The sequence below is a fragment of the Rhodanobacter sp. FW021-MT20 genome, from assembly GCF_041107475.1.
Taxonomy (GTDB): Bacteria; Pseudomonadota; Gammaproteobacteria; order Xanthomonadales; family Rhodanobacteraceae; genus Rhodanobacter_A; species Rhodanobacter_A glycinis.
In genome coordinates, this window is record NZ_JBGBPX010000005.1 from 87,394 (window position 1) to 113,521 (window position 26,128).

General features: G+C 64.4%; 21 protein-coding genes and 1 riboswitch. Of the genes, 14 read left to right on the forward strand and 7 right to left on the reverse strand.

Annotated features, from left to right (window positions below; all coding sequences use genetic code 11):
* Positions 1-50: 50 nt before the first annotated feature.
* On the reverse strand, positions 51-653 hold the full coding sequence (locus AB7849_RS08045; protein WP_008211864.1) for an acyl-homoserine-lactone synthase: 603 nt from the start codon (positions 651-653) through the stop codon (positions 51-53).
* Positions 654-861: 208 nt separating this feature from the next.
* Entirely contained in the window at positions 862-1,314 is a 453-nt protein-coding gene (locus tag AB7849_RS08050) for a DUF4902 domain-containing protein (protein WP_008211861.1), read from the reverse strand.
* Between the two features lie 71 nt (positions 1,315-1,385).
* Between AB7849_RS08050 and AB7849_RS08055 the strand changes: the two genes are divergently transcribed.
* From AB7849_RS08055 to AB7849_RS08100, 10 genes are all read left to right on the forward strand, one after another.
* Positions 1,386-2,108, forward strand: coding sequence for an autoinducer binding domain-containing protein (locus AB7849_RS08055; protein WP_008211860.1), 723 nt, complete (start codon positions 1,386-1,388; stop codon positions 2,106-2,108).
* Between the two features lie 128 nt (positions 2,109-2,236).
* Positions 2,237-2,791, forward strand: a complete 555-nt coding sequence (locus tag AB7849_RS08060) for an inclusion body family protein (protein ID WP_037099989.1) — start codon at positions 2,237-2,239, stop codon at positions 2,789-2,791.
* Positions 2,792-3,534: 743 nt separating this feature from the next.
* On the forward strand, positions 3,535-3,720 hold the full coding sequence (locus tag AB7849_RS08065; RefSeq protein WP_037099986.1) for a hypothetical protein: 186 nt from the start codon (positions 3,535-3,537) through the stop codon (positions 3,718-3,720).
* A gap of 60 nt (positions 3,721-3,780) precedes the next feature.
* Complete coding sequence (locus tag AB7849_RS08070) at positions 3,781-5,880, forward strand: TonB-dependent receptor (protein ID WP_008211856.1); 2,100 nt, start codon at positions 3,781-3,783, stop codon at positions 5,878-5,880.
* 26 nt (positions 5,881-5,906) lie between these two features.
* Positions 5,907-7,925 carry a serine hydrolase domain-containing protein gene (locus AB7849_RS08075; RefSeq protein WP_008211854.1) on the forward strand — a complete coding sequence of 673 codons (2,019 nt, stop codon included), beginning with the start codon at positions 5,907-5,909 and terminating at the stop codon, positions 7,923-7,925.
* Positions 7,926-7,981: 56 nt separating this feature from the next.
* The gene (locus AB7849_RS08080; protein WP_008211851.1) at positions 7,982-9,010 is read left to right on the forward strand and encodes a dipeptide epimerase; all 1,029 of its coding nucleotides are present in this window, start codon (positions 7,982-7,984) and stop codon (positions 9,008-9,010) included.
* Positions 9,011-9,044: 34 nt separating this feature from the next.
* A complete protein-coding gene (locus AB7849_RS08085) occupies positions 9,045-10,367 on the forward strand; it encodes a peptide MFS transporter (protein ID WP_008211850.1) in 1,323 nt (440 codons plus the stop codon).
* 10 nt (positions 10,368-10,377) lie between these two features.
* Positions 10,378-11,319, forward strand: a complete 942-nt coding sequence (locus AB7849_RS08090) for a MurR/RpiR family transcriptional regulator (RefSeq protein ID WP_008211848.1) — start codon at positions 10,378-10,380, stop codon at positions 11,317-11,319.
* A 259-nt stretch (positions 11,320-11,578) separates the two neighbouring features.
* Positions 11,579-13,231, forward strand: coding sequence for a serine hydrolase (locus tag AB7849_RS08095; protein ID WP_369500820.1), 1,653 nt, complete (start codon positions 11,579-11,581; stop codon positions 13,229-13,231).
* A 165-nt stretch (positions 13,232-13,396) separates the two neighbouring features.
* Positions 13,397-15,037, forward strand: a complete 1,641-nt coding sequence (locus AB7849_RS08100) for a Na+/H+ antiporter (RefSeq protein WP_369500821.1) — start codon at positions 13,397-13,399, stop codon at positions 15,035-15,037.
* Here AB7849_RS08100 and pnuC read toward each other — a convergent pair.
* From pnuC to AB7849_RS08115, 3 genes are all read right to left on the reverse strand, one after another.
* Entirely contained in the window at positions 15,028-15,636 is a 609-nt protein-coding gene (pnuC, locus tag AB7849_RS08105) for a nicotinamide riboside transporter PnuC (RefSeq protein WP_008213537.1), read from the reverse strand. The genes AB7849_RS08100 and pnuC overlap by 10 nt on opposite strands.
* A 1-nt stretch (position 15,637) precedes the next feature.
* The gene (locus AB7849_RS08110) at positions 15,638-17,803 is read right to left on the reverse strand and encodes a TonB-dependent siderophore receptor (RefSeq protein ID WP_008213539.1); all 2,166 of its coding nucleotides are present in this window, start codon (positions 17,801-17,803) and stop codon (positions 15,638-15,640) included.
* 59 nt (positions 17,804-17,862) lie between these two features.
* Positions 17,863-17,959, reverse strand: a riboswitch (TPP riboswitch).
* Between the two features lie 164 nt (positions 17,960-18,123).
* Entirely contained in the window at positions 18,124-19,254 is a 1,131-nt protein-coding gene (locus AB7849_RS08115) for a phosphotransferase enzyme family protein (protein ID WP_008213541.1), read from the reverse strand.
* A 165-nt stretch (positions 19,255-19,419) separates the two neighbouring features.
* On the opposite strand from AB7849_RS08115, the gene AB7849_RS08120 reads away from it, so the two are divergent.
* The 3 genes from AB7849_RS08120 to AB7849_RS08130 all read left to right on the forward strand — a co-directional run bounded on the left by AB7849_RS08120 (position 19,420) and on the right by AB7849_RS08130 (position 21,487).
* The gene (locus AB7849_RS08120) at positions 19,420-20,325 is read left to right on the forward strand and encodes an AEC family transporter (protein WP_008213542.1); all 906 of its coding nucleotides are present in this window, start codon (positions 19,420-19,422) and stop codon (positions 20,323-20,325) included.
* Positions 20,326-20,435: 110 nt separating this feature from the next.
* On the forward strand, positions 20,436-20,834 hold the full coding sequence (locus AB7849_RS08125; protein WP_008213543.1) for an RNA-binding S4 domain-containing protein: 399 nt from the start codon (positions 20,436-20,438) through the stop codon (positions 20,832-20,834).
* 110 nt (positions 20,835-20,944) lie between these two features.
* On the forward strand, positions 20,945-21,487 hold the full coding sequence (locus tag AB7849_RS08130) for a response regulator (protein ID WP_008213544.1): 543 nt from the start codon (positions 20,945-20,947) through the stop codon (positions 21,485-21,487).
* Positions 21,488-21,530: 43 nt separating this feature from the next.
* Here AB7849_RS08130 and AB7849_RS08135 read toward each other — a convergent pair whose 3' ends face one another.
* Complete coding sequence (locus AB7849_RS08135; protein ID WP_008213545.1) at positions 21,531-22,010, reverse strand: Lrp/AsnC family transcriptional regulator; 480 nt, start codon at positions 22,008-22,010, stop codon at positions 21,531-21,533.
* Positions 22,011-22,105: 95 nt separating this feature from the next.
* Between AB7849_RS08135 and AB7849_RS08140 the strand changes: the two genes are divergently transcribed.
* The gene (locus AB7849_RS08140; protein ID WP_008213547.1) at positions 22,106-23,305 is read left to right on the forward strand and encodes a trans-sulfuration enzyme family protein; all 1,200 of its coding nucleotides are present in this window, start codon (positions 22,106-22,108) and stop codon (positions 23,303-23,305) included.
* 191 nt (positions 23,306-23,496) lie between these two features.
* On the opposite strand, the gene mutS is transcribed toward AB7849_RS08140, so the two are convergent.
* Positions 23,497-26,073, reverse strand: coding sequence for a DNA mismatch repair protein MutS (gene mutS, locus AB7849_RS08145; RefSeq protein WP_008213548.1), 2,577 nt, complete (start codon positions 26,071-26,073; stop codon positions 23,497-23,499).
* Between the last annotated feature and the right edge of the window lie 55 nt (positions 26,074-26,128).

Consider the following 26,128-nt stretch of genomic DNA (forward strand, 5'->3'; position numbering starts at 1 on the left):
GCGTATGGCATGCACTCCAGCGCTGCATGCCCAGCATGCAGCGCTGGGTCTTACATGGGCAGGGTGGGTGCAGGCATTTCCTGACCATGGATGCCAAGCACAGACAAGGTGCAGGCATCGAGATCGAGCCAGCACGCGACCACCATGCGATTGTCGATGCGCCGCGCCGGCCCGGCGCGATGGGCATGGACGCCGATACGGCGAAACAGGCGCTCCATGCTGAGAAACGTCACCGCAACCAGCCGGTGCGCGCCAAGCCGCAGCGCTTGGCGTACCACCAACGCCAACATTGGCCGGATGGCCCACTCCGGATCGTCACCTGACAGATGCGCGGCGAAGCGCGACAGCTCCCAAGTGCCTGCGTCCTCGGGTGGCAGCATGGGTTTGGCCAGCAGAAATGGGAACAGCTCCTTCAGCAGGTAGGGGCGCGTGGTGGGTAGTAACCGTGCACACCCGCAGATCGAGCCGCTGTTGTCGCGGGCGATGACATAGATGGTGTCGTTGCGATCGAACTGGTCGCGCTCCATGCAGCCATCCACGACGGGAAGTTCCCAGCCCAGTTGCTCGACGAAGACCCTATAGCGGTAGCGCGCGAGTGCGTCGTCGATCTCAGCGGGCAGGCGCCCGCCATCATGCATGGTCGCTTGCATCATTCCACCCCTGGCTTTCCATTGCAGAAGTGAGAACTACAGCGTCAGATCGAGACATTGATAACTGTCAGAATCGACAGGCATCAGCGGAGTCTGAGGGGGTGAGGCGTGACGTACTTTTTCTTGCAGTTCGAATCGATGGATGCCCGGGAGCGACGATCGCCACGAGTGCGAGCCGTGCTTGGCCTTCGGCCGGATGCAAGGAGTGGCTCTAGTTGAGGCACGAGCCGCGCGGGTGAAACGCGAGCGGGACGGCTGCGGCCACAATGCATTGCCAATCCAGCATGGCCAGCCCACGGTCAAGCGCCAAGGTCGTCCGCATCATGCCAAGGTCATGGCCATTGCAGTCGACGGCCATGACATTGCTGCGGATGTCGCCTCCTGCGAGCAGCAGCGTCCCTGCGGCGCTCTCCTGGTACCAGTCCCAGCCAACCGATATCTGGACAATGTCGTCAGCCACGCCACCAATCCAGCCGGTGCATAGCCACTCGGTGTAACCGGCGCTGAGTGCATTGATGGCCGTGCGCCACAGATTGTCTAGCAGTGCGGTGTCCAAGCCGGAAGAAAGGTGACGCAATGCCAGACGAGGAATTGCCAGCTCGGGGATGCGCACGTAACCGTCGGCTTGTGCATCCCGAAAGATGATGGGGGCGGACGTGTTCATCGAAGGACTATAACGATTTGTCGCGTGTGCGGACCTGCAGGCTTTGACAGCGCGATGGCAGGGAGGGGCGAATGGATCTTCATTGGCAGGATGTCTACCAACAGCTGGGCGCCGCACGCAACGAGCACGAGCTGTTTTTCAGCGTGGCCGGAATCGCGCGGGAGCTGGGTTTCGACTATTGCTGCTATGGGGTGCGTGTCCCTTATCCTGTGCACAAACCAAGGACGGCCATCTTCGACACGTACCCCGCTGGCTGGATGGATCACTATCGGGACAGTGGCTACCTGGACGTGGATCCGGTCGTGCAGGCCGGCTTGCTCAGCAATGAGCTCGTGGTCTGGCCGCAAACGATGCGCGGCGAAGCGCATCGGCTGTGGGCAGACGCCTGCGAATACGGCATCCGGACGGGGGTGGCGTGCTCCAGCTGGGGGCAGCATGGCGTGTTCGGCTTGTTGTCGCTGGCGCGCCCTCACGGCGCGCTTGCCTCGTCGGAGATCGACGAAGTGTCACGGTCAGTACATTGGCTGGGCAACTTGACCCACATGCTGATGAGCCAGTTTCTGGTGCCCGACATGACGGCGGCAGGCGAGGTGACGTTGACGCAACGCGAGCACGAAGTGCTGATCTGGACCGCCGAAGGCAAGACAGCCTACGAGATCGGCCGGATCCTCGGTATCGCCGAGCGCACGGTCAACTTCCATATCAGTAATGTGATGATGAAGCTTGGAGTGGTCAACAAATTGCAGGCGGTGGTGAAGGCCATCATGACCGGCCTGCTGCAGCCCTTGCGCTGAGCTGGCGATGTTCGCCACCTGACAGGATTGGCAGGTGGAAGCGGGGACCCCGGGTGCGATTCTTCGTGTCGACATGCTTGGGCATGTCTTTCGGCAATTTCCGTCACGAACGCACAAGGGGATTCACCATGGCAATGAAGATCATGTTGGAATCGAGCGCGCAGCAGATCAACGTACTGGTCGTGATCGACACGGAGTACGTCAAGACCAACTATCCGAACCCCAGCAAAGACCCCAGTCATCCCACTGGAATCAATCACAACAGTCAGTTCATGATCTGCACCGGTTCACGCGGCATCGTCAGTGGGCAAGGGTCCGCCGACCTCAATTTCCGCGCCAACCCGGGTGATCTGGTGGCCTTCACCGGCGTGTCGATCTACGACAATTCCGATGATGCGGTGATCGTCTATGGCATCCAGTACTGGAAGGGAGATCAGGTGTTCAACCAGTTCGTGCCGAACCTGGTAACCCGCAACGGCGCGGTGATGCCTGATGCGAACTCCGAAAACGGCTTGCCGGCGCTGCAGACGAAGATCGATTTTTCCAGCTTCGACTCGAAGGTGCGCAACGGAGGCACGGAAAACTTCTATGTCGTCTTCGCGCTGTACACGCTTTCCGACAACGGCGAGAACCAGGAAGTCTTCGGCTACTACTACTGGGATCCCACCATCACCGTGTCATGAGCGCTTTATAGGGCCAGGGTGTTGGCTGCCATGGCCTTGATGCCGCAATTTCGTGAAAACCAGTCAGCGAGGGCGCGCAGTCATGCGCTCCCTCGCTGTGTCGTGCGTGAGCGCCGCATGATACGGGGTACCGCGGCACCGCTTGCATCGATAGCCGGACACGATGGTTCGCGGCCTGACCTTGATGCCGATCCGCGATGCATCGGATTCACGTGATGACCTGATTGGCGGCGAAGCTCAGCAAAAAAAGGCCATTCGCGCTGAACGCGGCTTGCGTTGACCAGCGCACGCGGAGAGTAGCCATGGTTGGCTACGACTTTGAGGAGCGAGGAAGTCGAAGCGATCACGGGCGATCACCCTTCGACTCCGGCCTATGGGCCTACGCTCAGGGCGAACGGTGAGATATCGGCTGAACGTTGTCGCCGATCAGGTGTGAAGGGCGGGCACGTGACGTGGACCTCTGGTGTTCGCGTGCGACGGCGCATACGGCCACGTCGTCAGTTGGTTGACCTGCACGTGCCCTCACCAGTCAACCGCACGCGCGTGTCTGCGCGAAAGCTGCCTGTCCCTGTCGTGCGACAGCGGTATGAATTGATGTTGTCCTCACCGTTGGCTTTTGTGCGGGGAGCTCACGGCTGCCTCTTGTGTGCCAAGTATGATAAAAAAATATCATTGACACAGTAATGTTAATGAGATATCAAAGTGCCCCAGGGTTGTCCATGTGATTCCATGGGGAGAGCGTCATGCAATTTCAGCAGTATCCGCAGAAGCGACATGGCCTCAGTCTGGCGATAGCCATCGCCTTGCTTGGGTCCTTCAGTGCAGTGGCGCAGCCGTCCATGCCTGATGGTGGTGATCCCGCGGCAGGAGCCGCCGTTGGTGGCGCAGCCGTGCAAGGCCAGGTGCCCGTGGCGGACGTCGGGGCATAACATGCACAGCAGGCGCAGTCCTCGACCAGCAGCACCGCGCCGATCGATCTGGCGACGATCGTGGTCACCGCGAACAAGCGCAGCGAGCTGCTGCAGAACGTGCCGATGGCGGTGTCGGTGGTTTCCGGTGACGACCTTCGTCGCGAAGGCGCCAACAGCTTTGCCGACTACGCCACCCAGATCCCCGGTCTCAACCTGATCTCCACCGCGGCGGGGCAGACCCAGCTGGTATTGCGCGGCATTACGTCAGGTAGCGGGCAGGCCAATGCCAGCGTCAGTACCTATATCGACGATGCGCCGTACGGTTCGAGCACGGTGTACGCCATCGGCGGTTTGCTGACGCCGGATATCGATCCGGCGGATATCGAGCGCATCGAAGTTTTGCGCGGTCCGCAGGGCACGCTGTACGGCGCGAACTCGCTGGGTGGACTGGTGAAGTTCGTCACCACACCGCCGGACGCCACTCGCGCTTACGGCCGCGTGACGGTCGGCTATGACAGTGTCAGCGGTGGTGGCAGCGGCCTCACCGAGCGCGCCATGTTCAACGTTCCCTTGATCGAGGACAAGCTCGCGCTGCGCGTGAATGCCTATCATCGCGACGATCCCGGCTACATCGACAACGTGGCCACCGGCAAGTCCGAGGTCAATGAGGACACGGTCAGCGGTGGCCGTGCGCAAGTGCTGTGGACGCCGAACGACAAGGTCTCGGTGCGCTTCTCGGCGCTGGCGCAGAACCTCAGTGGTGATGGCCTGGCCAATGCCGGCGTGGAAGTGGATCCGACCACGCTCAAGCCCATCTATGGTTACCAGCAGCAGAGCCGCGCCGCGGGTACCGGCCTGTTCAAGGTCAAATATCGTCTCTATGACCTTTCGATCAATGCGGACCTCGGTTGGGCCACGCTGGTGTCTTCGAGCAGTTACGGCACGCAGCGGGTCAATCAGGACCAGGACGTCACCATGGCGTACGGTCCGATGCTCAACCCCGCTTTCGGTCTGGCCAATGGCGGGTATTCGATCAGCGATCCCATCACGTTGGGGAAATTCACCCAGGAACTTCGACTGCAATCGTCGACGGAGCAAACCCTGGCGTGGCGCGCGGGCGTGTTCTACACGCGCGAAAACACCACGAATCACCAGACCATCAATGTCTTCGACGCAACCACCGGGGCGCTGATCGATCTGCCCAGCCTGGCCGAGATTTCCATCGGTCCCGGCATCTTCAAGGAGTGGGCGGGTTATGCCGATGTGACCTGGCATGCCACGTCGCAGTTGAGCGTCCTGGTGGGTGCCCGCTATACCCATGACAGCACCACTTATACGCAAACCGGCAGCGGTCTGTTGACCGGGCCCAGCCAGTTCACCAGTCGCAGCACGGATACGCCCACCACCTTCCTGGTCAATCCCAGTTTCAAGTTCAACGACAACCTGATGGCATACGTGCGCGTGGCATCGGGTTTCCGTCCCGGTGGCGCGAATGTGGGCGTGCCGCCCGGGCTGGGCGCGCCGGCAACATTCAAGCCGGACAAGCTGACCAGCTACGAGCTCGGTTTCAAATCCACCTTGCTGGATCGCAGCATGGTCTTCGATGCCGACGTGTTCTACATCGACTGGAGCCAGATCCAGCTTGCGTCCACCGCGGGCAATTTCAGCTTCCTCGGCAATGGCGGCAAGGCCAAGAGTCAGGGTGTGGAAGCCAACTGGAAGTACGAGCCCATGCGCGGACTGGTGCTGTCGGCCAACGCCAGCTGGACCGATGCGACGTTGACGCAGGACACGCCGCCGGGCTTGTACGGCTACAACGGTGATCGCCTGCCGTGGGTGCCGAAATGGAATGCCAACGCGGGCGTGGATTACAACTTCCCGCTGGGCGGTGGCTGGTCGGGGTTCGTCGGCGGCAGCTATCGCTACGTGGGCGCGCGCATGACGGATTTCCTGTCCGAGCCGGGCCCGCGCTTCACGGTGCCGTCCTATCACGGTGTCGATCTGCACGCCGGAGTCTATGTCGGCAACTGGACGATCCGGGGGTACGTCAAGAATCTGACCAATGCCCGCGGCATCACCTCGCTGTCTTCCGAAACCGAGGATCCGCGCGGAAGTCCGTTTGCCGCGTCCTATGTGCCGCCACGCACCGTCGGCGTGACCGTCGGCCTGGACTTCTGACTATGACTCATCGGAGTAAGCGCTTCATGAATCGCTATGTGAAATGCCTTGCGTCGCTGGTCGCCACTTGCATCACTGGTCTGGCGATGGCGCAGGTGCCGCCGCCGATGCAGCCGGCATCGACGACTCCTGCGGCCGTACCCGCATCTGCATCGGCGGCGGTCGATTCCACCGCGAATGCCAGTGGCCAACTCCACGCGCTGACTGGCGCGGACCTGTCGAACTTCTTCGACGGGTTGGTGCCGTTTGCATTGCGGCGGGGCGACGTGGCCGGCGGCGTGATTTCGGTGGTGAAAGACGGCAAGGTGCTCTTCGCCAAGGGCTATGGCTACAACAACCTGAAGCAACGGACGGTGCCGTCTCCTGCGGACACGCTGTTCCGCATCGGCTCGACGTCCAAGTTGTTTACATGGACGGCGGTGATGCAGCTGGTGCAGGCGGGCAAGCTGAATCTGGACAGCGACGTCAACGACTATCTCGACTTCAAGATTCCGCCGTTCCAGGGCAAGCCAATCACGTTGCGCAACCTGTTGACGCAAAGCCCCGGCTTTGAAGATACCGCGCGCAATCTCATCGCCACCGACGGCAAGCCGGTCAACCTTGAGCATTACCTGAAAACGCATCTGCCGGCACGGATTTTTCCGCCGGGCCATGTGGTGGCGTATTCCAATTACGGCTGCGGTCTGGCCGGCTATATCGTGCAGCGGGTGTCCGGGCAGAGCTTCGACGATTACGTCGAGCAGCACCTCTTCAAGCCGCTGGACATGCAGCACTCCACCTTCCGGCAACCGCTGCCGGTACAGTTCGAGCCGCTGATGGCCGCCAGTTACGACAAAGCCTCCGACGGCAAGTTGCAGCCCTTCGAGATCGTCGACCCGGCCCCGGCCGGTGCGATGAGCTCGACGGCGCTGGACATGGCGCATTTCATGATCGCCCAGCTGCAAGGCGGCAGTTACGACGGCAACTCGATCCTGTCGCCGGCCACGACCACCTTGATGCACACGCCGCAACGTACCGATGCGCCGGGGATGAATGGCTACGCCCTGGGTTTCTACCAGGAAAACCGCAACGGCCAGACCATCATCGGCCATGCCGGCGATACGGACTATTTCCATACCGATCTGCATCTGATGCTGGATGCCGACGTCGGCGTGTTCATGTCGTTCAACAGTGCCGGCAACGAGGGTGGTGCCGAGGTGATTCGCGCGGGGATCTTCAACGCGTTCCTCGACCGCTATTTCCCGGTCGCGACGCCGCAGCTGCCCACCGCTGCGACAGCCAAGGCCGATGCCGCGCGAGTGGCGGGCTGGTATCTGTCCAGTCGCCGCAACGATAGTGCGCTGCGCATGCTCTACGCCCTGACCCAGACTCAGGTGTCGGCCTTGCCCGACGGCACGATCCAGAGCGCAGCGTTCATGAATCCCTCCGGTGCACCGATGCATTGGCGCGAGGTGGGGCCGCTGAAATATCAGCAGGTGGATGGTCCCTACCATCTGGATTTCGTGGCGGCGGCCAATGGCGACATTCGTTACTGGGTCACCGACTCATTGCCGCCGGTGATGGTGTTCCAGACGATGACGGGCCTGCGCACGCTGGGCAGCATCGAACTCCTGGGCACGTTGTCCCTGTTGTTCCTGCTGGCCACCTTGCTGAGCTGGCTGTGCGGCTGGCTGGTGCGTCGTCACTACGGCCGGCGGCTGGAGTTGAATGTGCGCCAGCGCCGTTTCCGCCTGTGGTCACGACTGGGGGTGGTGGCGTTGTTTGTCACGCTGCTCGGTTGGCTGCTCCTGATGGTGAGCATGGCCAGCGACCAGAGCCTCTTGTTGCAAGGCGGTGTGACATCCTGGCTGTACCTGCTTTACGCCTTGGGCGTGCTGGCCTTGCTGGGCGTGGTGCTTGTGGTGATCCACATGGTGCACAGCTGGATGACGCCACGTCGCGGTCGCTGGGTGCTGGTGGGCGAGACCCTGCTGGCGCTGGCGGCGATCTATCTGGCGTGGCTGATCCTGGCGCTCAGGATGATCAGCTTCAACGTCCACTACTGACTTCATTCGCGCGGCGGCGGATCCGCGTCGCCGCGCATTTCATCCAGGAAGCAAGCATGAATATCCATGTTGGCGGGCGGTTGCGCCTGCGAGCGACACCCAAGAGCTGGGCGATCGAGGCACCGTTTCACATCACCGGCTACACCTTCAACGCGTTCGATGCAGTGATCGTCGAGCTGACGGATGAACAAGGGCATACAGGGCGCGCGGAAGCGCAGGGCGTCTATTACCACCAGGACACATCCGCTTCGATGGTGGCGCAGGTCGAAGCGTTGCGCGCACGGGTCGAAGCCGGCATCACGCGGGAGGAGTTGCAGGCGCTGTTGCCGGCCGGCGGCGCGCGCAACGCGTTGGACTGCGCCTTGTGGGATCTCGAAGCCAAGCGTGCCGACAAGCCGGTCTGGCAGCTTGCCGGACTGGATGCGCCGAAGCCGTTGCTGACCACCTATACGCTGAGTGCGGAGGAGCCGGAGGTGATGGCAAGTCGCGCGGGTGCCTACGCGCAGGCCCGGGCGATCAAGCTCAAGCTGACCGACGATGATCGCAATGCCGAACGCGTGCTGGCCGTGCGCAAGGCGCGTCCGGACGTGTGGCTGATGGTCGACGCCAACCAGGGTTTCACGCGCGAGTCATTTGCACGCCTGCTGCCGACGCTGGTGGATGCGCGTGTGGATGTCGTCGAGCAACCGTTCCCGGTGGGCAACGAAGCGTGGCTGGATGGCCTGGAACGCCCGATCCGCATCGCGGCGGACGAAAGCGTGCAGGATCGCAGTGACCTGGCCAGGTTGGTCGGTCGCGTCGACGTCATCAACATCAAGCTGGACAAGTGCGGCGGCCTCACCGAAGGATTGGCCCTGGCCGAGGAAGCACGCAAGCTGGGCTTCGAATTGATGGTCGGCAACATGGGTGGTTCGTCGCTGGCGATGGGACCCGCTTTCGTGGTGGGCCAGTTGTGCGACGTGGTGGATCTTGACGGGCCGCTTGGCCTGCTGGCCGATCACGTTCCGTCGGTGGTGTACGAGGGCGGTACCATCTGGTGCCCCGACGCGCTATGGGGCGGCCCGCTGGCGGTGCCGGCATCGTGAGCGTGTGCAATCAGCAAGGAGACCTGTCGGCGTGATGTCCAGCATGGCGGCCCCATCCATCGAGAAAAACTGGTTCGGTCACCCGCGTGGCCTGACCGTGCTGTTCCTCACCGAAATGTGGGAGATGTTCTCCTTCTTCGGCATGCGCGCGATCCTGGTCTATTACATGACCATGCATCTGGACATGGAGCAGGAGTACGCCTCGCTGGTCTATGGCGCATACGCGGCCTTTGTCTATTTCACTCCGGTGTTTGGCGGCATGCTCGCCGATCGCTGGCTGGGCAAGAGCCGCGCCGTGGTCATCGGCGGTTCGATGATGGCGCTCGGCCATTTCATGATGTCGTCGGAAGCCTTGTTCTATCCGGCGTTGTGCATGATTGCGCTGGGCAACGGGCTGTTCCTGCCCAGCCTGGCCAGCCAGATCGAAGGGCTGTATCGCGACGGCGACGTGCGCAGCAAGAGCGCGTACAACATCTATTACGTGGGCATCAATCTGGGCGGGTTTCTGGCGCCGCTGGTGTGCGGCACGCTGGGCGAGGCGTTTGGCTGGCACTGGGGTTTTGCGGCCGCCGGCATCGGCATGTTGCTGTCGTTGGTGATCTATCTGTGCGGCCGTCGCTATCTGCCGCCGGAGCCGGCGCGCGGTGTCGAAGCGCGCGCGGCACGACCACCGATGGACCGGGCCGCGCGTGACCGTTTCGCCTTGCTGATCGGCATCGCCGCCATCGTGGTGATCTTCCGCGGCGCCTATGAGCAGAATGGCAACACCATTGCGTTGTGGGCCGACACCGGCATCGACCGGCAACTGACCGCAAGCTGGTCGATTCCGATGACCTGGTTCCAGTCGATCAACTCCTTGGCCGTGTTCATCTTCACGCCCGTGCTGGTGGCGCGCTGGGCGCGGCTGGCGAAGCGTGGCGTGGATACGCCGCTGCTGGCGCGCATGGCATTCGGCGCAACGATTGTCGGTGCGTCGTACGTGGCCCTGGGCCTGGTGGCAGCGTGGAGCGAGGCGCATGGCACGCGTGCGAGCTGGGTGTGGCTGTTCGTCTGGTTCGTGGTGTTCACCATCGGCGAGCTGTACATCCTGCCGGTCGGGCTGGCGCTGTTCGGGCGCATGGCCCCGGAAGGCTTCCGTGCCACCAGCATTGCCACGTGGTTCTTCGCCGGTTTCTTCGGCAACCTGCTGGCCGGCGGGCTGGGTACGCTGTGGAGCCAGATGAACCACGGCCTGTTCTTCGTGCTGATCGGTGCGGTCTCCGGGCTGTCCGCCGTGCTTTTGTATATGCTCAGTCGGCGCCATCGCGGCGTGGGACAACAGGGAGAGGTCGGCGGCACTGCGGTGCTGGCCCGATGAGCGCGCACTGATGATCAAAGACCTGCAGAAAAATCTGAAAGACCACTGGGACAGCTTCACCACGTCCGAGCAGAAAATTGCCACCTACCTGTTGCAGAACCCCGGTGGCATCCCGTTCGAAACCGCCTCGTCGCTGGGCCAGCGCGTGGGCGTGAGCGCGATGACGGTGGGGCGCTTCCTGCGCAACCTCGGCTATGCCGGGCTGAATGAACTGAAGGAAGAGTTGCGCGGCGACGCACCGTGGCTGCAGCTGTACCAGAACCCGGACGTGGCGGGCGATCCGGCCACGATGTCCGAAAGCCTGAAAGCCGAAATCCGCGGCATCACCACGGCGCATGCGCTGACCCGCACGGCAGAGTGGAAGGGGGTGGTCAAGCTGCTGGTGGAGGCCGACCGCGTTTCGGTGGCCAGTTTTCATCAGGGGCGCTTCCTCGGGCTGGGTTTGGCCAGTCTGATGCAGAGCGTCAAACCGCGTACCCGTTTCGACGAAGGCCTGGATGGCGCCTATACCGACCTGCTGCTGGATTCCAGCGGAAAAAGCTGTGTGCTGCTGATCGATTTCCGGCGCTATTCGCGGCACTTCCGCATTCTGGCCGAGGAATGCGTGGCGCGCGGCATCCCGCTGGCCATCATCACCGACAGCCAGTGTTACTGGGCGCGCCAGCTCACCGACAAGGTGCTGATGCTGCCGGCCGAGATGGAGCGGCCGTGGCACAACTTCACTGCTGCCATGAGCCTGCTCAGCCTGCTGATCGGCGCGGTCACGCGCGCGCAGGGCGACATGTTCGATCGCATCGGCGACATCACCCAGTTGCGCCAGAAACTGGTGGGTTATGTCGAGGCGCCGCCTGTCATCGACCGGAATGCAAAAGCTGCCACGAAGGCAACTCGGTCCACCGCAAAGAAAAGCGGTAGCAGCTCACGCAAACGCAACGGCAAACCGGGGGCCTGACGGCTGCGGGCAGGCCTGCAATGGCCATGCGCTGAAGTCAGGCTTGTGTCATCCCGGCGAAGGCCTGGATCCAATGGCTTGTGTCACTGGGCCAGAGGCACTGGATGACCAGACATTCGTCTGTTGTAAAGCGCTTCCAGCTTGACCAGCCCTTCGGTTGTTGAGAGCCGCTGGAATGACGAGCAGGAAAATGGCCTGACTCCCGGCGCATTGCCGGCGACGGGAGGCGCGTGGATAACGCCATCGAAGAGGTGCACTGATGATCCATCGATTCCGCAAAAATGGCGTGCCGCAAGCCGGAGCCATTCGCTGGCACACCACGCTCGTGCTCGCGCTGATCATGCTGGTGTCCGCAGGTATGGGGGAGGCGGCACCGGCTCACTCATCCTTGGCCCCAACCGTGTCGGCACCTGCGCTGGATGCGTTCGCCCACAAGGACATGCAGACCTTCGGCACCCTGGGCATGGCGGCGGTGATCGTCGATGGCGACAAGACCACCACCTATGCCTGGGGTGTGCGCAAGTTGGGTACCAGTGCCAAGGTGGATGCGCACACCATCTTCCCGATCGGCTCCAACACCAAGGCCTTCACGACGGCGGCACTTGCGATTCTGGTCGATGAAGGCAAGTTGCACTGGAATGACCGCGTCGCCGACAAGCTGCCGGGGTTCCGCATGTACGACGCCTACGCGTCCAGCGAGATGACCGTCACCGACCTGCTCGTGCATCGCAGCGGGCTGGGTCTGGGCGAGGGCGATCTGATGATGTTCCCCACCTCCAATCGCACCCGCGCGGAGCTGGTGCACGACATTCGCTACCTGAAACCCAAGTATTCGTTCCGCAGCGGCTACGACTACGACAACGTGCTATACGTCGTGGCCGGGCAATTGGTCCAGGCCGTTTCCGGCCAGCGCTGGGAAGACTTCGTGCAGCAGCACATCCTCGATCCGCTGCAAATGCACGACACGCGGACCAGCATCGATGCACATACCGCCGATCAGGTGGCGCTGCATGCCAAGAACACCACGTCGGTACGTGGCGTTGGCAAACAGGCCGTGCTGACCACGGTGATGACGGGCGATGTGTTCGCGCCGGCCGGTGCGCTGCAAGTCAGCGCAGTGGACATGGGCCGCTGGCTGCAGCTGCAACTGGATCGCGGAAAAATGACCGATGGCAAACGGCTGTTCAGTGCGGCGTCGGCGAAGATGCTATGGACGCCGCAGACATTGATTCCGATTTCACCGTTGCCAGCCGAGGTTGCGCTGGCGCAGCCGCAATTCGATGCCTATGCGTTGGGTCTCGAAGTGCAGGATTATCGCGGCCACAAGATCATCACCCATCTCGGCGGCGTGCTGGGCGGCGTGTCGGCGGTGGTGATCATTCCGGACCGGCATGCAGCGTTTGCCATCATGCTCAACTCCGAGGACGTCGGTGCCTTGTTCGCGATGCGCGAGCATCTGCTGGATACCTTGCTGGGCCTGCCTTCGCCGGACTGGATTGCCGGCTACAAGCAGATGTTCGACGGCATCCACGCCAGCGCCATCGCCGCACTGCACAACCGGGGCGCGACCACGCACCCGGAGCGCGGGCCGTCGTTGCCGTTGTCCGGTTATGCCGGCGTCTATCGCGATCCGTGGTACGGCGCCGCCACGATCAGTCAGGACAAGAGTCGGCATGGCGCGCTGGACATCAGCTTCGATCGTTCGCCGGGGTTGCACGGCACGCTGGAGCACGTGCAGTACGACACCTTCCGCACGCACTGGGCGATGCCCGATGTCGAGGATGCCTACGTCACCTTTGCGCTCAATCCCGATGGCAGCATCGATCGGATGACGATGAAGGCCGTTTCGCCGCTGGCCGATTTCAGCTGGGATTACCAGGATCTTCGCTTCGTTCCGGTAACGAAGCATTAGCTATTACGGACGGCTCGTGATGCCGGACTTCCACTGCGTGTTGCCTGGCGCGCACGTGAACTGATGCACGGGCGTGCGCTGCGCGTTCAATCGGGTTGGCGGGTTTTTGATGCATCATGGGCGCGCTGCCGCGTGGTGCGGCAAGGACGGCGAGCTGGGCGTGGCATGAGTTCGATCGAACTGGTTTTGGCGATGTTGCTGGCGGTGGTGGCCAGCGGCTATCTGGTGCGGGTACTGCCGTTCTCGCTGCCGCTGCCCTTGGTGCAGATTGCGCTGGGCGCGGTGATTTCCGGGGTGCTCAAGCATGGCGTGACGCTGGACCCGGACGTGTTCTTCCTGCTGTTCCTGCCGCCGCTGCTGTTTCTTGACGGCTGGCGCATTCCCAAGAATGGCCTGTTGCGTGACCGCGCGGTGATCCTGGAACTGGCGCTGGGGCTGGTGGTGTTCACGGTGCTGGGGGCCGGGCTGTTGATCCATTGGCTGATCCCGAGCATGCCGCTGGCGGTGGCCTTTGCGCTGGCGGCGATCGTGTCGCCGACCGATCCGGTGGCGGTGTCGTCGATCGCGGCGCGCGTGCCGATTCCCACCCGGCTGATGCACATTCTGGAGGGCGAGTCGTTGCTCAACGATGCGTCCGGCCTGGTGTGCTTCCGCTTTGCGGTAGCCGCGGTGGTGACCGGCAGTTTTTCGTTGCTGTCCGCGTCGCTGACGTTCCTGTGGGTCGCCTTGATCGGGCTGGCGGTCGGCGTGCTGTTCACCTTGCTGGTGAGCTATGTGCAGCAGCGGTTGTCGCGCCGGTTCGGGCAGGAAAGCGGTTCGTCGATCCTGATCAGTTTGCTGATCCCGTTCGGGGCTTATCTGCTGGCCGAGAAGCTGCAGGCCTCGGGCATCCTGGCGGCGGTGGCGGCCGGCATCACCATGAGTTACGTGGAACTCAACGGCAAGGTGCTGGCGAGCACGCGGGTCCAGCGTTCGGCGGTATGGGCGACGATCCAGTTCGCGCTGAACGGCATCGTGTTCATGCTGCTGGGCGAGCAATTGCCGGGCATTCTGCAAGGCGCGGTGCGCTCGGTGGAACAGAGCGGTCGGGCCAATCCGTGGTGGCTGCTGGTGTACGTGCTGGCGATCAACGTGGGGCTGGCCGTGCTGCGCTACGTGTGGGTGCAGGTGTCATTGCGGATGAGCCTGTGGCATGCGCGCCGTCGCGGCGAGGTGCGCCCGAAACCGCCCTGGCGGCTGGTGGTGGCCACCTCGCTGGCCGGCGTGCGTGGCGCGATCACGCTGGCCGGCGTGCTGACCCTGCCGCTGGTGCTGGGCGACGGTTCGGCGTTTCCCGCGCGCGATCTGGCGATCTTCCTCGCCACGGCGGTGATCCTGATTTCGCTGGTCACCGCCAGCGTGGGTTTGCCGATCCTGCTCAAGGGGCTGGAGATGCCGCCGGAGACGATGGCGGAGCAGGAAGAAAGCCTGGCTCGCCAGCAGGCCGCCACCAAGGCCATCGCCGCCGTCGAGAAGGCGCAGCAGGCCTTGCTGAAAGAAGCGCCCGCGACCGATGCGGATATCTACACGCACGCGGCGACGCGGGTCATCGCGCTATACAAGCGGCATCTGGACAGCACCGGCGAGGAAGGTGTCGACCCGGTGCAACTGCGCAAGTCGGATGCCGCCGAGCGCACGCTGCGCCTGGCCGGTCTGCAGGCCGAGCGCAACGAGATCTTCCACATGGCGCGGCATCTGCGGATTTCCGATGAGATGTCACGCAAGCTGGTGCGCGAAATCGACCTGGCCGAATCGCGCTACCGCTGAGCCTCGCCGGGGCGCAAGCCCGGGCTTTCCGGCGCAGGGTCCTGCGTGCCGGCTGCGCGCTGCCATTCGCGCAGGCCGATGATCGCCAGCACCACGAAGCCGGCATACAGCACCGAGGTGATCAGCAGGTGCTTGTAGACGTATTCGCCGACATAGATCACGTCGACCACGATCCACAGCCACCATGCGGCGGTGTGGCGGCGGTCCTGCCACCACTGGGCGACCAGGCTGAAGGCGGTCAGCGCCGAATCGAGCCAGGGCAGGGTGGCGTCGGTCCATGCGTGCATCGCATAGCCCAGACACAACGCGCCGAGCGTGCCGATGCCCAGGTTGACCAGCGCGCGGGCGCGCGGCAGCGGCGTCACCCGGACCCGGCCATCCTGTCCCAGGTTCTGCTGCCAGCGGTACCAGCCGTAGGCGATGAAAATCGCGAACGCCAGCTGCAACAGCGTGTCCGAATACAGCCTGGCATCGAGAAAGACCCAGCCGTAGATCAGGCAGGCGGCGAAGCCGACCGGCCAGCTCAGCATGCGGCGCCGGGTGGTCAGCCAGACGCCCCAGACGCTGAGGATGGCGGCGATCAGTTCGACCCAGGTCATTTCAAAGAGCCATGGTCAGCGACAGCCGAGCCAGTCGCGGCGCACCGGGGAACAGGTAGCTGTCGCCGCCGGAACTGCCGGTGTCGCGCCAGTAGAACCGGTTGAACACGTTGTCCATGCTCAGCCGCCAGGTCAGCGCGTGATCGTGCCACTGCGTGGCGTAGCGCAGGCCGGCGTCGAACACGTTATAGGCACTCACGCGCACGCGGCCGTCCGGCGTGGCCACGTTGGGCGACGCGTAGCGCCAGCCGCCGAGCAGGCTGAGCTTGGGCAGGAAGGGCAGACGGTAATCGGCGTGCAGCACGGCGCGGAAGTGCGGCACATTGGCCACCTGATGGCCTTCGTAGGCCGGCGTGCCGGTGTTCTGCGCCTCGGCGCGAATGAAGCTGGCGCTGGCGGTGACATGCAGGTTGTCGCTCACGCGGCCCTGCGCGCCCAGTTCCAGCCCGGTGTGCACTTCCTCGCCGTGCTGCACGAAGGTGAAGCCGGCGGCGGAGTTGTCCGGTTGCGCGAACTGGTAGGGCTGGCGGATGCGGTAGATCGCGCCGGTCAGGTCGAACGCATCGCTCATGGCGTACTTCACCCCGGCCTCGATCTGGCGCGACAGGCGCGGCGCCAGCATGTCGCCATTGTTGCTGGTCCAGTACGGCGCTTCCTCGCCCAGCGACAGGCCTTCGCTGTAGCTGAGATAGGCGGTAAGCGGCGCGGTGGGTTGCCACAGCACGGCGGCTTGCGGCAGTGCCTTGCTCATCACGGTGTCGCGTTCCAGCACGCCGCTGCTGTCCCAGGCGCGTTCGTGCAAGCGCACGAAGCGGTCGCCGGCAATCACCTGCCAGTGATCGCCCAGATGGATGCGATCCAGCGCGAATACCGAGTGTTGCCAGCTGGTGAGCCGGCGCCGCGAGGCACCCGGCTGGTTGGGCGAGGGCGGGAAATACGGCGGGTCGACATCGGCGATGTTGGCGGTGCCGACGTAGTCGTAGACCTCCACGCGACGATCGATGGTGCGGCGGAACGCGCTGGTGCCGATGCTGATGTCGTGGCTCACGCTGCCGGTGTCGAAGTGGCCTTGCAACGTGGCGCGTGCTTCGTCGCTGACGCGGGTGTCGTCGGGGCTGCGGTAGTCGTAGACGTCGTAGTCGCCGTTTGGCGCGAAGAAATTGCCGGGTGTGGCGCCGCTGGCGCAATCGGGTGAATAGAAACAACCGTAGGCAAAGGCCACGTTGTCGTTGATCACGCTGCGGCTGTGCCCGGCGGCAAGGCGCAGCACCCAGGCGTCGTCAAAGGCGTAGTTGAAGCGCGCGCTGGTATTGGACGTATGCACGCTCACCGGCTGTTGCCACGGCTCGAAACCAAGCATGCGGGAGGTGCTGGCGTGCGGGGGAATCACGCTGCCGCCGAGCAGCTGGTAGCCGGAGACCGAGCGCTGCGCGCTGGCCTGGTCGTCGCTGTCCAGTTCCAGCGTGGCCTTGGGTGTGATGTGCCAGTCGGCGGCGATGGAATAGAAGTTGCGGCGACCATCGGCGTGCTGCACGTAGGAGTGCGTGTCTTCCCATACCAGATTCGCGCGAAGACCGAAGTCGGGCGTGAGCCAGCCGCCAAGATCCAGCGCGCCGTAACGCGACCCGTGCGAGTCGGTCCCAAGGGTGACGGTGCGCACGTTGGCGGCGCGCTTGCTCACGTAGTTCACCACGCCGCCGGGCTCCATCACGCCCGCCTGCAGGCCGGCCAGACCCTTGAGCACTTCCACCTGCTGCTTGTCTTCCAGCGCGATTTCCTGCTCGCCGGTGACGGTGAGGTTGTTGAAGCGGAAACCGGTAGCCGGGTCCAGCGGATAGCCGCGGATGCTGATGTCCTGGTAGTAGCCGACGGGGGCGTAGTTGTCGCCCAGCGAGGCATCCTCGCGCGCCAGCTCGCTCAGCGTGCGGATCTGGCGGTTCTCGATCTGCCGGCGGCCGATCACCGTGACCGAAGCCGGCGTGTCGTGCAGCGAGGCGTTGCCGTAGGCATCGATGGCGGTGCCGTGGCGATCGTTGTGGGTACTGGCCTTGACCTGCACCGGCGCGAGGTCGGTGGTCTGTGGCGTGGTGGCAGTGTCGGCCGCCTGTGCGGCAGGGCACAGTGCGGTGAGCAGGGCGAGCAGCAGGGGTGTGCGGGAAAAATTCATCGTCGTCGTCGTTGGGGATGTGACGAAGCGACGGCGAGCCGCGCGTCCGGCAAGGATCGCACGACTCGAATCAAGCTCCCTACGCCGGTGCAAACCGGATCAGGTTCCAAGGGACTCTCTCAGCCCGGCGTTCGCCGGGCACCCCCGCTTCAAGACGCGTATTGAACCACGGATGGCCATGCCGTGTCCGGCCCATGCCTGCGGGCAGGCCTCATCGGTAGGAGCGCACCCTGTGCGCGAATGCTCTTGGGCAGTTCCGCCAAAAGCTTTTCGCGCACTGGGTGCGCTCCTACAGTGCAAGCTCCTGATCTATGGGGGAATCACGTGCCGCGCAGCGCGTCCAGCAATGCCTGCCCCGGGCGCGTGCGAAACCATGCGGCGTGGCCGCGCAGGAAGGTATCCCAGGCCACGTCGGCATGTTCTTTCGAACGGGTGATGGCGTGGAAGTACTCCACTTCCGACAGTGCGAAATCCACATGCACCAGTGGTAGCAGGTCGGCGAGCAGGCCGAGGTCGGCGTCATCCAGTGGCCGGTGTTCGCGATAACCGGCGATCAGTGCGCGGGCGGTGTCGGGATGGGCGGCGTGGCCGTCATCCAGTGCCAGCCAGGCGATGGCGTTGCGTTCGATCGCGGTGGCCAGATCGAACAGCGCGAAGCTGCGCGCAGCCAGCCCGAAGTCGAGCACGTCGGTGATGCGGGCGTGCGGGCTGGCGTCGCTCCAGCACAGGTTGGAGACATGCCAGTCGCCATGCGTCCACAGCAAAGGCTGTTGGGCCAGGCGCGGTTGGGCGATGCTGTGGAAGGGCGCGAGAGTTTCCGCCAGCTCGCTGCGCCAGTCTCGCGTGCGCAGATAACCGGCCAGACCCGGGCGTTCGGGCAGTTGCGCTTCCAGCGTCGCCACCGGGTCGGTCGCTTCGATCAGTTCGCTGCGAGCCACCAGGATATGGGTATCGCGCTGGGGCGCGGCGTAGTCCGCAGCGGCGTCGTGCAGGCGCGCCAGCATGGCGCCAGCCGCATGGGCGTGGTCAAGGTCGCGCAACGGCGTCCAGGAGATGGTTTCGCGATAGACATCGACGCCGCTGGCCGGTGCATGCACTTCGTAGGTCCAGTCGCCGAGCGCACTGGCGGTGCCACCCTCGACATCAGCCAGTACGGCGGGGACCGGGATGCCCCTGCTGCGCAGATGGGCCATGAACGCATGCTCTTCGCCCAGCGTGGCGACGGTGCGTACCGAGTGATGGTGACGCTTGACGAACACGCGGCCGCCGGCCGTGTCCACCAGTGCGGCGGCGGAAAGCGGACGCGGGCTATGCCAGCGGATCGTGCGGGGACTGCGCAGATCCGGGTAACGATCCAGCACGCTGGCCAGTTCGACGCTGGTGAGCGGTGGCCAGTCGGGCGGCACTTCGTCGGCGGCGAGGCCGTGCACGCGGTGGTCGGGATCGGTCATGCGGGGCAGGTTTCGCACAGGGGGGGGCGTCAATTATCCCCGAAGCGCCGCCTGCGTCGGGTGCCGGCGTGGCCGCCCGTGGCACCATGCGACTTGGGTCGAGATGACGCTGGCCACCCGCATCGCGTCTAATGGCCGCATGACATCCACGTTTCCGGCGCGCCGATGAGCGCCCTCGTCCTGCTCTTCGTCTGTCTTGTGCTCGGCATGCTGGTGGCGCGTTTCGCGCGGCCGCCGAGTGGGATGGTGCATGGGCTCAACTGGTGGGTGATCAATATCGCGTTGCCGGCGCTGGTGCTGGAGCTGATTCCGAAGGTGAAGCCCGACCCGCAGCTGTGGTTCCTGGTGGTGGCGATGTGGCTGGTGTTCGCCGGGGGCTGGCTGGTGTTCGCGCTGGTCGGGCGCTGGCGAGGCTGGTCGCGCCAGCGTATCGGGGCGCTGGTGCTGGTGTGCGGGCTGGGCAACACCTCGTTCATGGGTTACCCGATGGCGCAGGCGTTGCATGGCAAGGCGGGTCTGTCGCTGGCAGTGGTGGCTGATCAGCTCGGCTGCTTTCCGTTGCTGGCGTCGGTGGGCATCGTGGTGGCTTGCCTGTATGCCGGGCGTTCGCCGCAGCCGCGCGTGATCGTGCGACGCATCCTGACTTTTCCGGCGTTCATCGCGCTGATCCTGGGCATCGTGGTCGGTGTGCTGGGTGGCTGGCCGGCGTGGCTGGATGGGGTATTCGCGCCCATCGGCGAAACACTGACCCCGCTGGCGTTGTTCTCGGTAGGCCTGCAGTTCCGCTTCCATCCCGACGGCGGCCAATGGGGGGCGATGGGCTGGGGACTGGGCTGGAAGCTGCTGGCTGCGCCGCTGCTTTGCTGGGTGGTGGGCGCGGTGGCTGGCGTGGGCGGGCTGGTGCTGACCATCGGCGTGCTGCAGGCGGCGATGGCGCCGATGGTGTCCGCGGCGATCCTCGCCGATGAATACGATCTGGAACCCGCGCTGGCCAACACCGTGCTGGGCGCGGGCATCGTGCTGTCCTTGCTGACGGTGCCGTTGGGCAATCTGTGGTTGCCGGCGGGATAACGGGGTCAGGGGGTCAGAGTCAGTTTTCCAATTCTTCGGGTTTTCACCAAGCGTCACAGAAAACTGACTCTGACCCCCACGCACAAAAGGAGACTTGCAACATGCCACCGATGAACCCGCCCAACGATTCCGGCGTGGCCGACGTTCGCGTCGATATCTGGCTGTGGGCGGCGCGCTTTTTCAAGACCCGCAACCTGGCCAAGCAGGCGATCGTGGGGGGACACATCGACCTCAATGACGGCGGCTGCAAACCGGCGAAGACGCTGCACGTGGGCGACCGTTTGCAGATTGCCCGGGGCGAGGAGCGGCTGGATGTCGAGGTGCTGGCGTTGTCCGATCGTCGTGGCCCGGCCAGCGTGGCGCAGGGGCTTTATCGCGAAACCGAAAGCAGTCGCCTGGCACGTGAAGCGGCCATCGCGACGCGTCGGATGACCGGCACCGGCGCACCGGCAAAGCGTCCCGACAAGCAGGCGCGACGCCAATTGCGGCAGTTGAAGGGCGCTGGTTGAGCAGTGCATCGCAGATTTGCGTGGCGTAGTGCCGGAACATCGACACCAGAGCCGGGTGGCGCTTCATGCCATGCCAGCACGGACGATGTGCATTACCCGAGGATTGCGCCATGACCGGAATCGGCTTCTTCAAGCGCCTGCTTGGCCATTCTGCCGCCAACGAACAGCACGACGAATCCACGCGACAGGGTGCGCTGGGTAGTCGCATGCTGGTGGTCGACGATTCGCCCACCATTTGCGCCGTGCTTGGCCGCATGCTGGAACGGGATGGTTATGCGGTGCAGAAGGCCGTCGATGGCGAAAGTGCGCTGGAACTGGCGCGCGAAGTCCAGCCGGACCTGATCTTCCTCGACATCGTGTTGCCGGGCATCAACGGCTTCGCGGTGTTGCGCGCGCTGCGCCATGATCCGCGCACGGCACAGATCCCGATCGTGATGATCAGCGGCAACCAGCAGGCCACCGAGCAGTTCTACGTGCAGCGCTTCGGTGCCGACGATTTCATCAAAAAGCCTTTCGGTCGCGTCGAAGTGGGTGCGTGCATCCACAAGCTGGTCCGCGCCGGGCGTCTTGCCGGGCGTGCTGCAGTGCCGGTGGCCTTGTCGGTGGACGCCGATGCCGTTCCGTTGAAGCAGGCGCCGAGCCTGCAGGCCTGAGTATCCGCATTCGTTCGCTTGAAGCACGGCCCGGCATCCGGGCCTATTCGTCGTCGGCGCCATCCAGGTAGATCGGCAGATCCGGATTGCGCCGGAAGGTGAAGATCAGGCTGGTTTCGATGTGCGCCACTTCCGCGCGCGTGGTGAAAGCATCCAGTGCGAAGTCGCGCAGATGGTCGCTGTCGTGCACGGCGACGTGCACCAGATAATCGTTGGCGCCGGCCACGTGGTAGAAACCCAGCACTTCGCGCAGGGTGAGCAGATAGGCGTGGAAGGCATCGAGGTCGCCACGCGCATGCCGGGCGAGTCGCACGCTGATCATCGCCTGCAAGCCGATGCCCACGGCCTTCGGCTGGATCTCCGCATGAAAGCCCTGGATCGCGCCGTCCTCGCGCAGTCGTCGCACGCGCTCCAGCGCGGTGGATGGCGCCACGCCGATGCGTTCGGCCAGGGTCTTGTTCGGTAGCCGAGCGTTCTTTCGCAGCTCGCGCAAAATGGCGAAGTCGATTCGGTCGAGACGCATGATCCGGGCCTTTTTCGAAATAATGTTTGGTCTTGTGCTTTTGCTTCTGGTGATGATTCTAGTATCGAGGCAATTCTACGAATGGATCTGCCGCTATGCGCGAGTCTACCCAATCGCACCCGGATACGTTGGGCGTCCACGCCGGTCGCGAGGATTTCGCCGAACTGGGCGTGCATGCGCCGCCGCTGGATCTGTCCACCACCTACCCGGTGCGTGATCTCGACGTCGGCACGGCCAGCTTCGATGCGTTGGTGGGCGGCGAGGCGAAGGCCGCCAATCCGATCTATGCGCGCCTGCACAATCCGACGGTGGCCCGTTTCGAGGATGCACTGGCCACGCTGGAAGGCACCAGCGATGCGGTGGCTTTCGGTTCGGGCATGGCGGCGATGTCGGCCTGCCTGCTCGCCGCCGGTCAGCGCGGCAAGCACGTGCTGGGAGTGCGTCCGCTGTACGGCACCAGCGATCACCTGATGAATTCGGGACTGCTCGGCATCAAGACGCACTGGGTGGAACCGGGCGAGATCGCTGCGGCGATCAATGACGACACCGCGCTGGTGGTGATCGAGACGCCGGCCAACCCCACGCTCGATCTGATCGATATCGCCGCCGTGGTCAAAGCGGCGCACGGCGTGCCGGTGCTGGTCGACTCCACGTTTGCCACGCCGGTGCTGCAGCAGCCGGCAGCGCTCGGCGCAACGCTGGTGCTGCACAGCGCAACCAAGTTCATTGGCGGCCACGGCGACGTGATCGCCGGCGTAGTCGCGTGCAATGCCGAATGGGCCAGTGCCTTGCGCCAGGTGCGCGCGGCCACCGGTGGCCTGCTGCACCCGCTGGGCGCCTACCTGTTGCATCGCGGTCTGCAAACCCTGGGCCTGCGGGTGCGCCAGGCCCAGGCAAACGCGCAATACGTGGCCGAACGACTGGTCAGGCACCCGGCCGTGGCCAAGGTTTGCTATCCGGGGCTGGGCACGGTGGCCAATGCGCACCTGGTCGGCACGCAGATGCGCGGGCCGGGCAGCCTGCTGGCGTTCGAAATGCACGGTGGCCATGCCGCCGCCGCTGCGGTGATGTCGGCCGTGCGTCTGGCCACGCCGGCGGTAAGCCTGGGGTCGGTCGACACGCTGATCCAGCATCCGGCCGGACTCACCCATCGCGTGGTCGATGCCGAGACACAGCGGCGCCATGGCATCACGCCGGGTTTGCTGCGCCTGTCCGTGGGCATTGAGTACGCCGACGACATCTGGGCCGATCTGGAGCAGGCGCTGGACGCAGCGCGCCAGGCCGAGGCCGCCTGATGCACTGAATCGTTTTTTGCGCGGGGCGTTGGGTGGCGCAGGGACGAAGCGCCACTACAGGTTGGGGAGGCGATGATGCCGGGGAAAGGAGCCGTCGACCTGTCTCGACGGAGGGCACGGATTGCCGGCAGGGAAGCCGATAAAGGCCGGCGTCGGGAGGCGCCGGCCTTTATTCGTTCAACGACGGGTTTTCAGCCCAACGACTTGAGTCGGTAGAGCGTTTCCAATGCCTCGCGCGGCGACAGCGTGTCCGGATCAACCTCTTCCAGCATGCGCTCCGCGGCCGAGGGTGCCGACGGGGCAAACAGGCCGAGTTGTGGCGAGGCCTCGGTGCCCGGCACGGGTGCGTTGGCCTGCTGGTGCATGCCGCGCTCCAGTTCGGCCAGCGTGCGGCGCGCATCGGCGATGACGGCCTTCGGCAGCCCGGCCAGCGCGGCCACCTGCAGGCCGAAACTCTGGTTGGCCGGACCGTCCTTCACGGCGTGCATGAACACCAGTTGTTCGCCGTATTCCACCGCGTCGAGATGCACGTTGGCGATGGCCGGGAGTTCGGCGGCCAGCTCGGTCAGCTCGAAATAATGGGTGGCGAACAGCGTATAGGCGCGGCAGTGGCGCGCCAGATGCACGGCGGCCGCGCGTGCCAGCGACAGGCCGTCGTAGGTACTGGTGCCGCGGCCGACTTCGTCCATCAGCACCAGGCTCTGCTCGGTGGCATTGTGCAGGATGTTCGCCGTCTCGCTCATTTCCACCATGAAGGTGGACTGGCCGCGCGAGAGGTCGTCGCCCGCGCCGATGCGGGTGAAGATGCGATCGATCGGGCCGATCGCCGCGCGGGTTGCCGGCACGTAGCTGCCGATATGCGCGAGCAGCACGATCAACGCGTTCTGGCGCATGTAGGTGCTTTTGCCGCCCATGTTCGGGCCGGTGATGACCAGCATGCGGCGGTCGTCGCCGAGCATCAGGTCATTCGGCTCGAACGGTTCGTCGCGGACTTTCTCGACTACCGGATGACGACCGCGTTCGATCGCGATGCCGGGAGCGTCGGTGAGTTCCGGCATGCTCCAATCCAAGGCCTCGGCACGCTCGGCCAGGGTGGCCAGCACGTCCAGTTCGGCGATGGCGGAAGCGGCCTGCTTCAACGGTTCGAGCTTTTCGATGAGGAGGTCGAGCAGGGCTTCGTACAACGCTCGCTCGCGCATCAGCGAGCGCTCCTTCGCCGACAGCACCTTGTCTTCGAACTGCTTGAGTTCCTCGGTGATGTAGCGCTCGGCATTCTTGGTGGTCTGCCGGCGCGTGTAGTGCGTGGGCACCTTGTCCGAGTGTGCCTTGCCGATCTCGATGTAGTAGCCGTGCACACGGTTGTAGCCGACCTTCAGCGCGCTGATGCCGCTGCTGGCTTTCTCGCGTTCCTCCAACTCCACCAGGTATTGGTCAGCGTGGGTGGAAAGGCGGCGCAGTTCGTCCAGCTCGGCATCGTAGCCGTCGGCGATCACGCCACCATCGCGCTGCAAGGCCGGCGGCTGTTCGATCACCGCGCTGGCGAGCAGCGCCGCGGTTTCCGCGTGGTCGCCAATGCGCTCGACCAAGGTGTGCAGCAGGGGGCTGTCCAGATCCTTGATGTGTCCTCGCAACTCCGGCGCAGCCAGCAGGCCGTCGCGCAGCGTGGACAGGTCGCGCGGCCGCGCCGAGCGCAGTGCCACGCGAGCCAGAATGCGTTCCAGGTCGCCCACGCCGCGCAACTGGTCGCGCAAGGGCTCGTAACGACGGCTGTCGATCAATGCGCCGATGGCCTGGTGGCGACCGCGCAGCACGTCGCGCGAACGCAATGGACGGTTCAGCCAACGCCGCAGTGCGCGTGCGCCCATCGGCGTCACCGTCTCGTCGAGTACGCCGAGCAAGGTGTGTTCGGTGCGTCCGCTGGGATGGGTGTCCAGTTCCAGGTTGCGGCGCGTGGCGGCGTCCAGTGCGATGGTTTCGCTGGCCGCTTCCACCGCCATGCCGGACAGGTGTGGCAGCGCGCTCTTCTGCGTTTCCTCGACATAACCGAGCAGGCAGCCGGCAGCGGCAACGGCCAGTGACAGGCCCTCCACGCCGAAACCGCCCAGATCGCGGGTGCCGAAGAAACGGTTGAGTTCGCGCTTGGCCGCATCGGCATCGAAATGCCACGGCGGACGCTTGCGCAGGCCGGGCAGGGCGCTGACCAGTTTCGGCCACGCCACGTTTTCGTCCACCAGCGTCTCGGCTGGCTGCAGGCGCGCCAGTTCCGCGGCCAGGGCTTCGGCATTGGGTACTTCGCTGAGCAGGAAGCGGCCGCTGGAAAGATCGACCCAGGCCAGTCCGTAATCGCCACGTGCGCCGGCAGACATCGCCAGCAGCAGGTTGTCGCGGCGGTCTTCCAGCAGCGCGGCATCGGTCACCGTACCGGGCGTGACGATGCGCACCACCTTGCGCTCGACGATGCCCTTGGCCAGCGCCGGGTCGCCGATCTGCTCGCAAATCGCCACCGACTCGCCCAGCCGCACCAGCCGGGCCAGGTAATTCTCCACCGCGTGGTGGGGCACGCCGGCCATCGGGATCGGCTGGCCCGCCGACTGCCCGCGCTGGGTCAGGGTAATGTCCAGCAATCGCGCCGCCTTGCGGGCGTCGTCGTAGAACAACTCGTAGAAATCGCCCATGCGGAAGAACAGCAGCACGTCCGGATGGGCGGCTTTGGCCGTGAGGAACTGGCGCATCAACGGGGTGTGCTGGGAAAGATCGTCTTGGCTCATGAATGGTGCGACGGCGAGGTGCTCGAAAGGGGTGGAACAGGGTGTCCGCTACGGG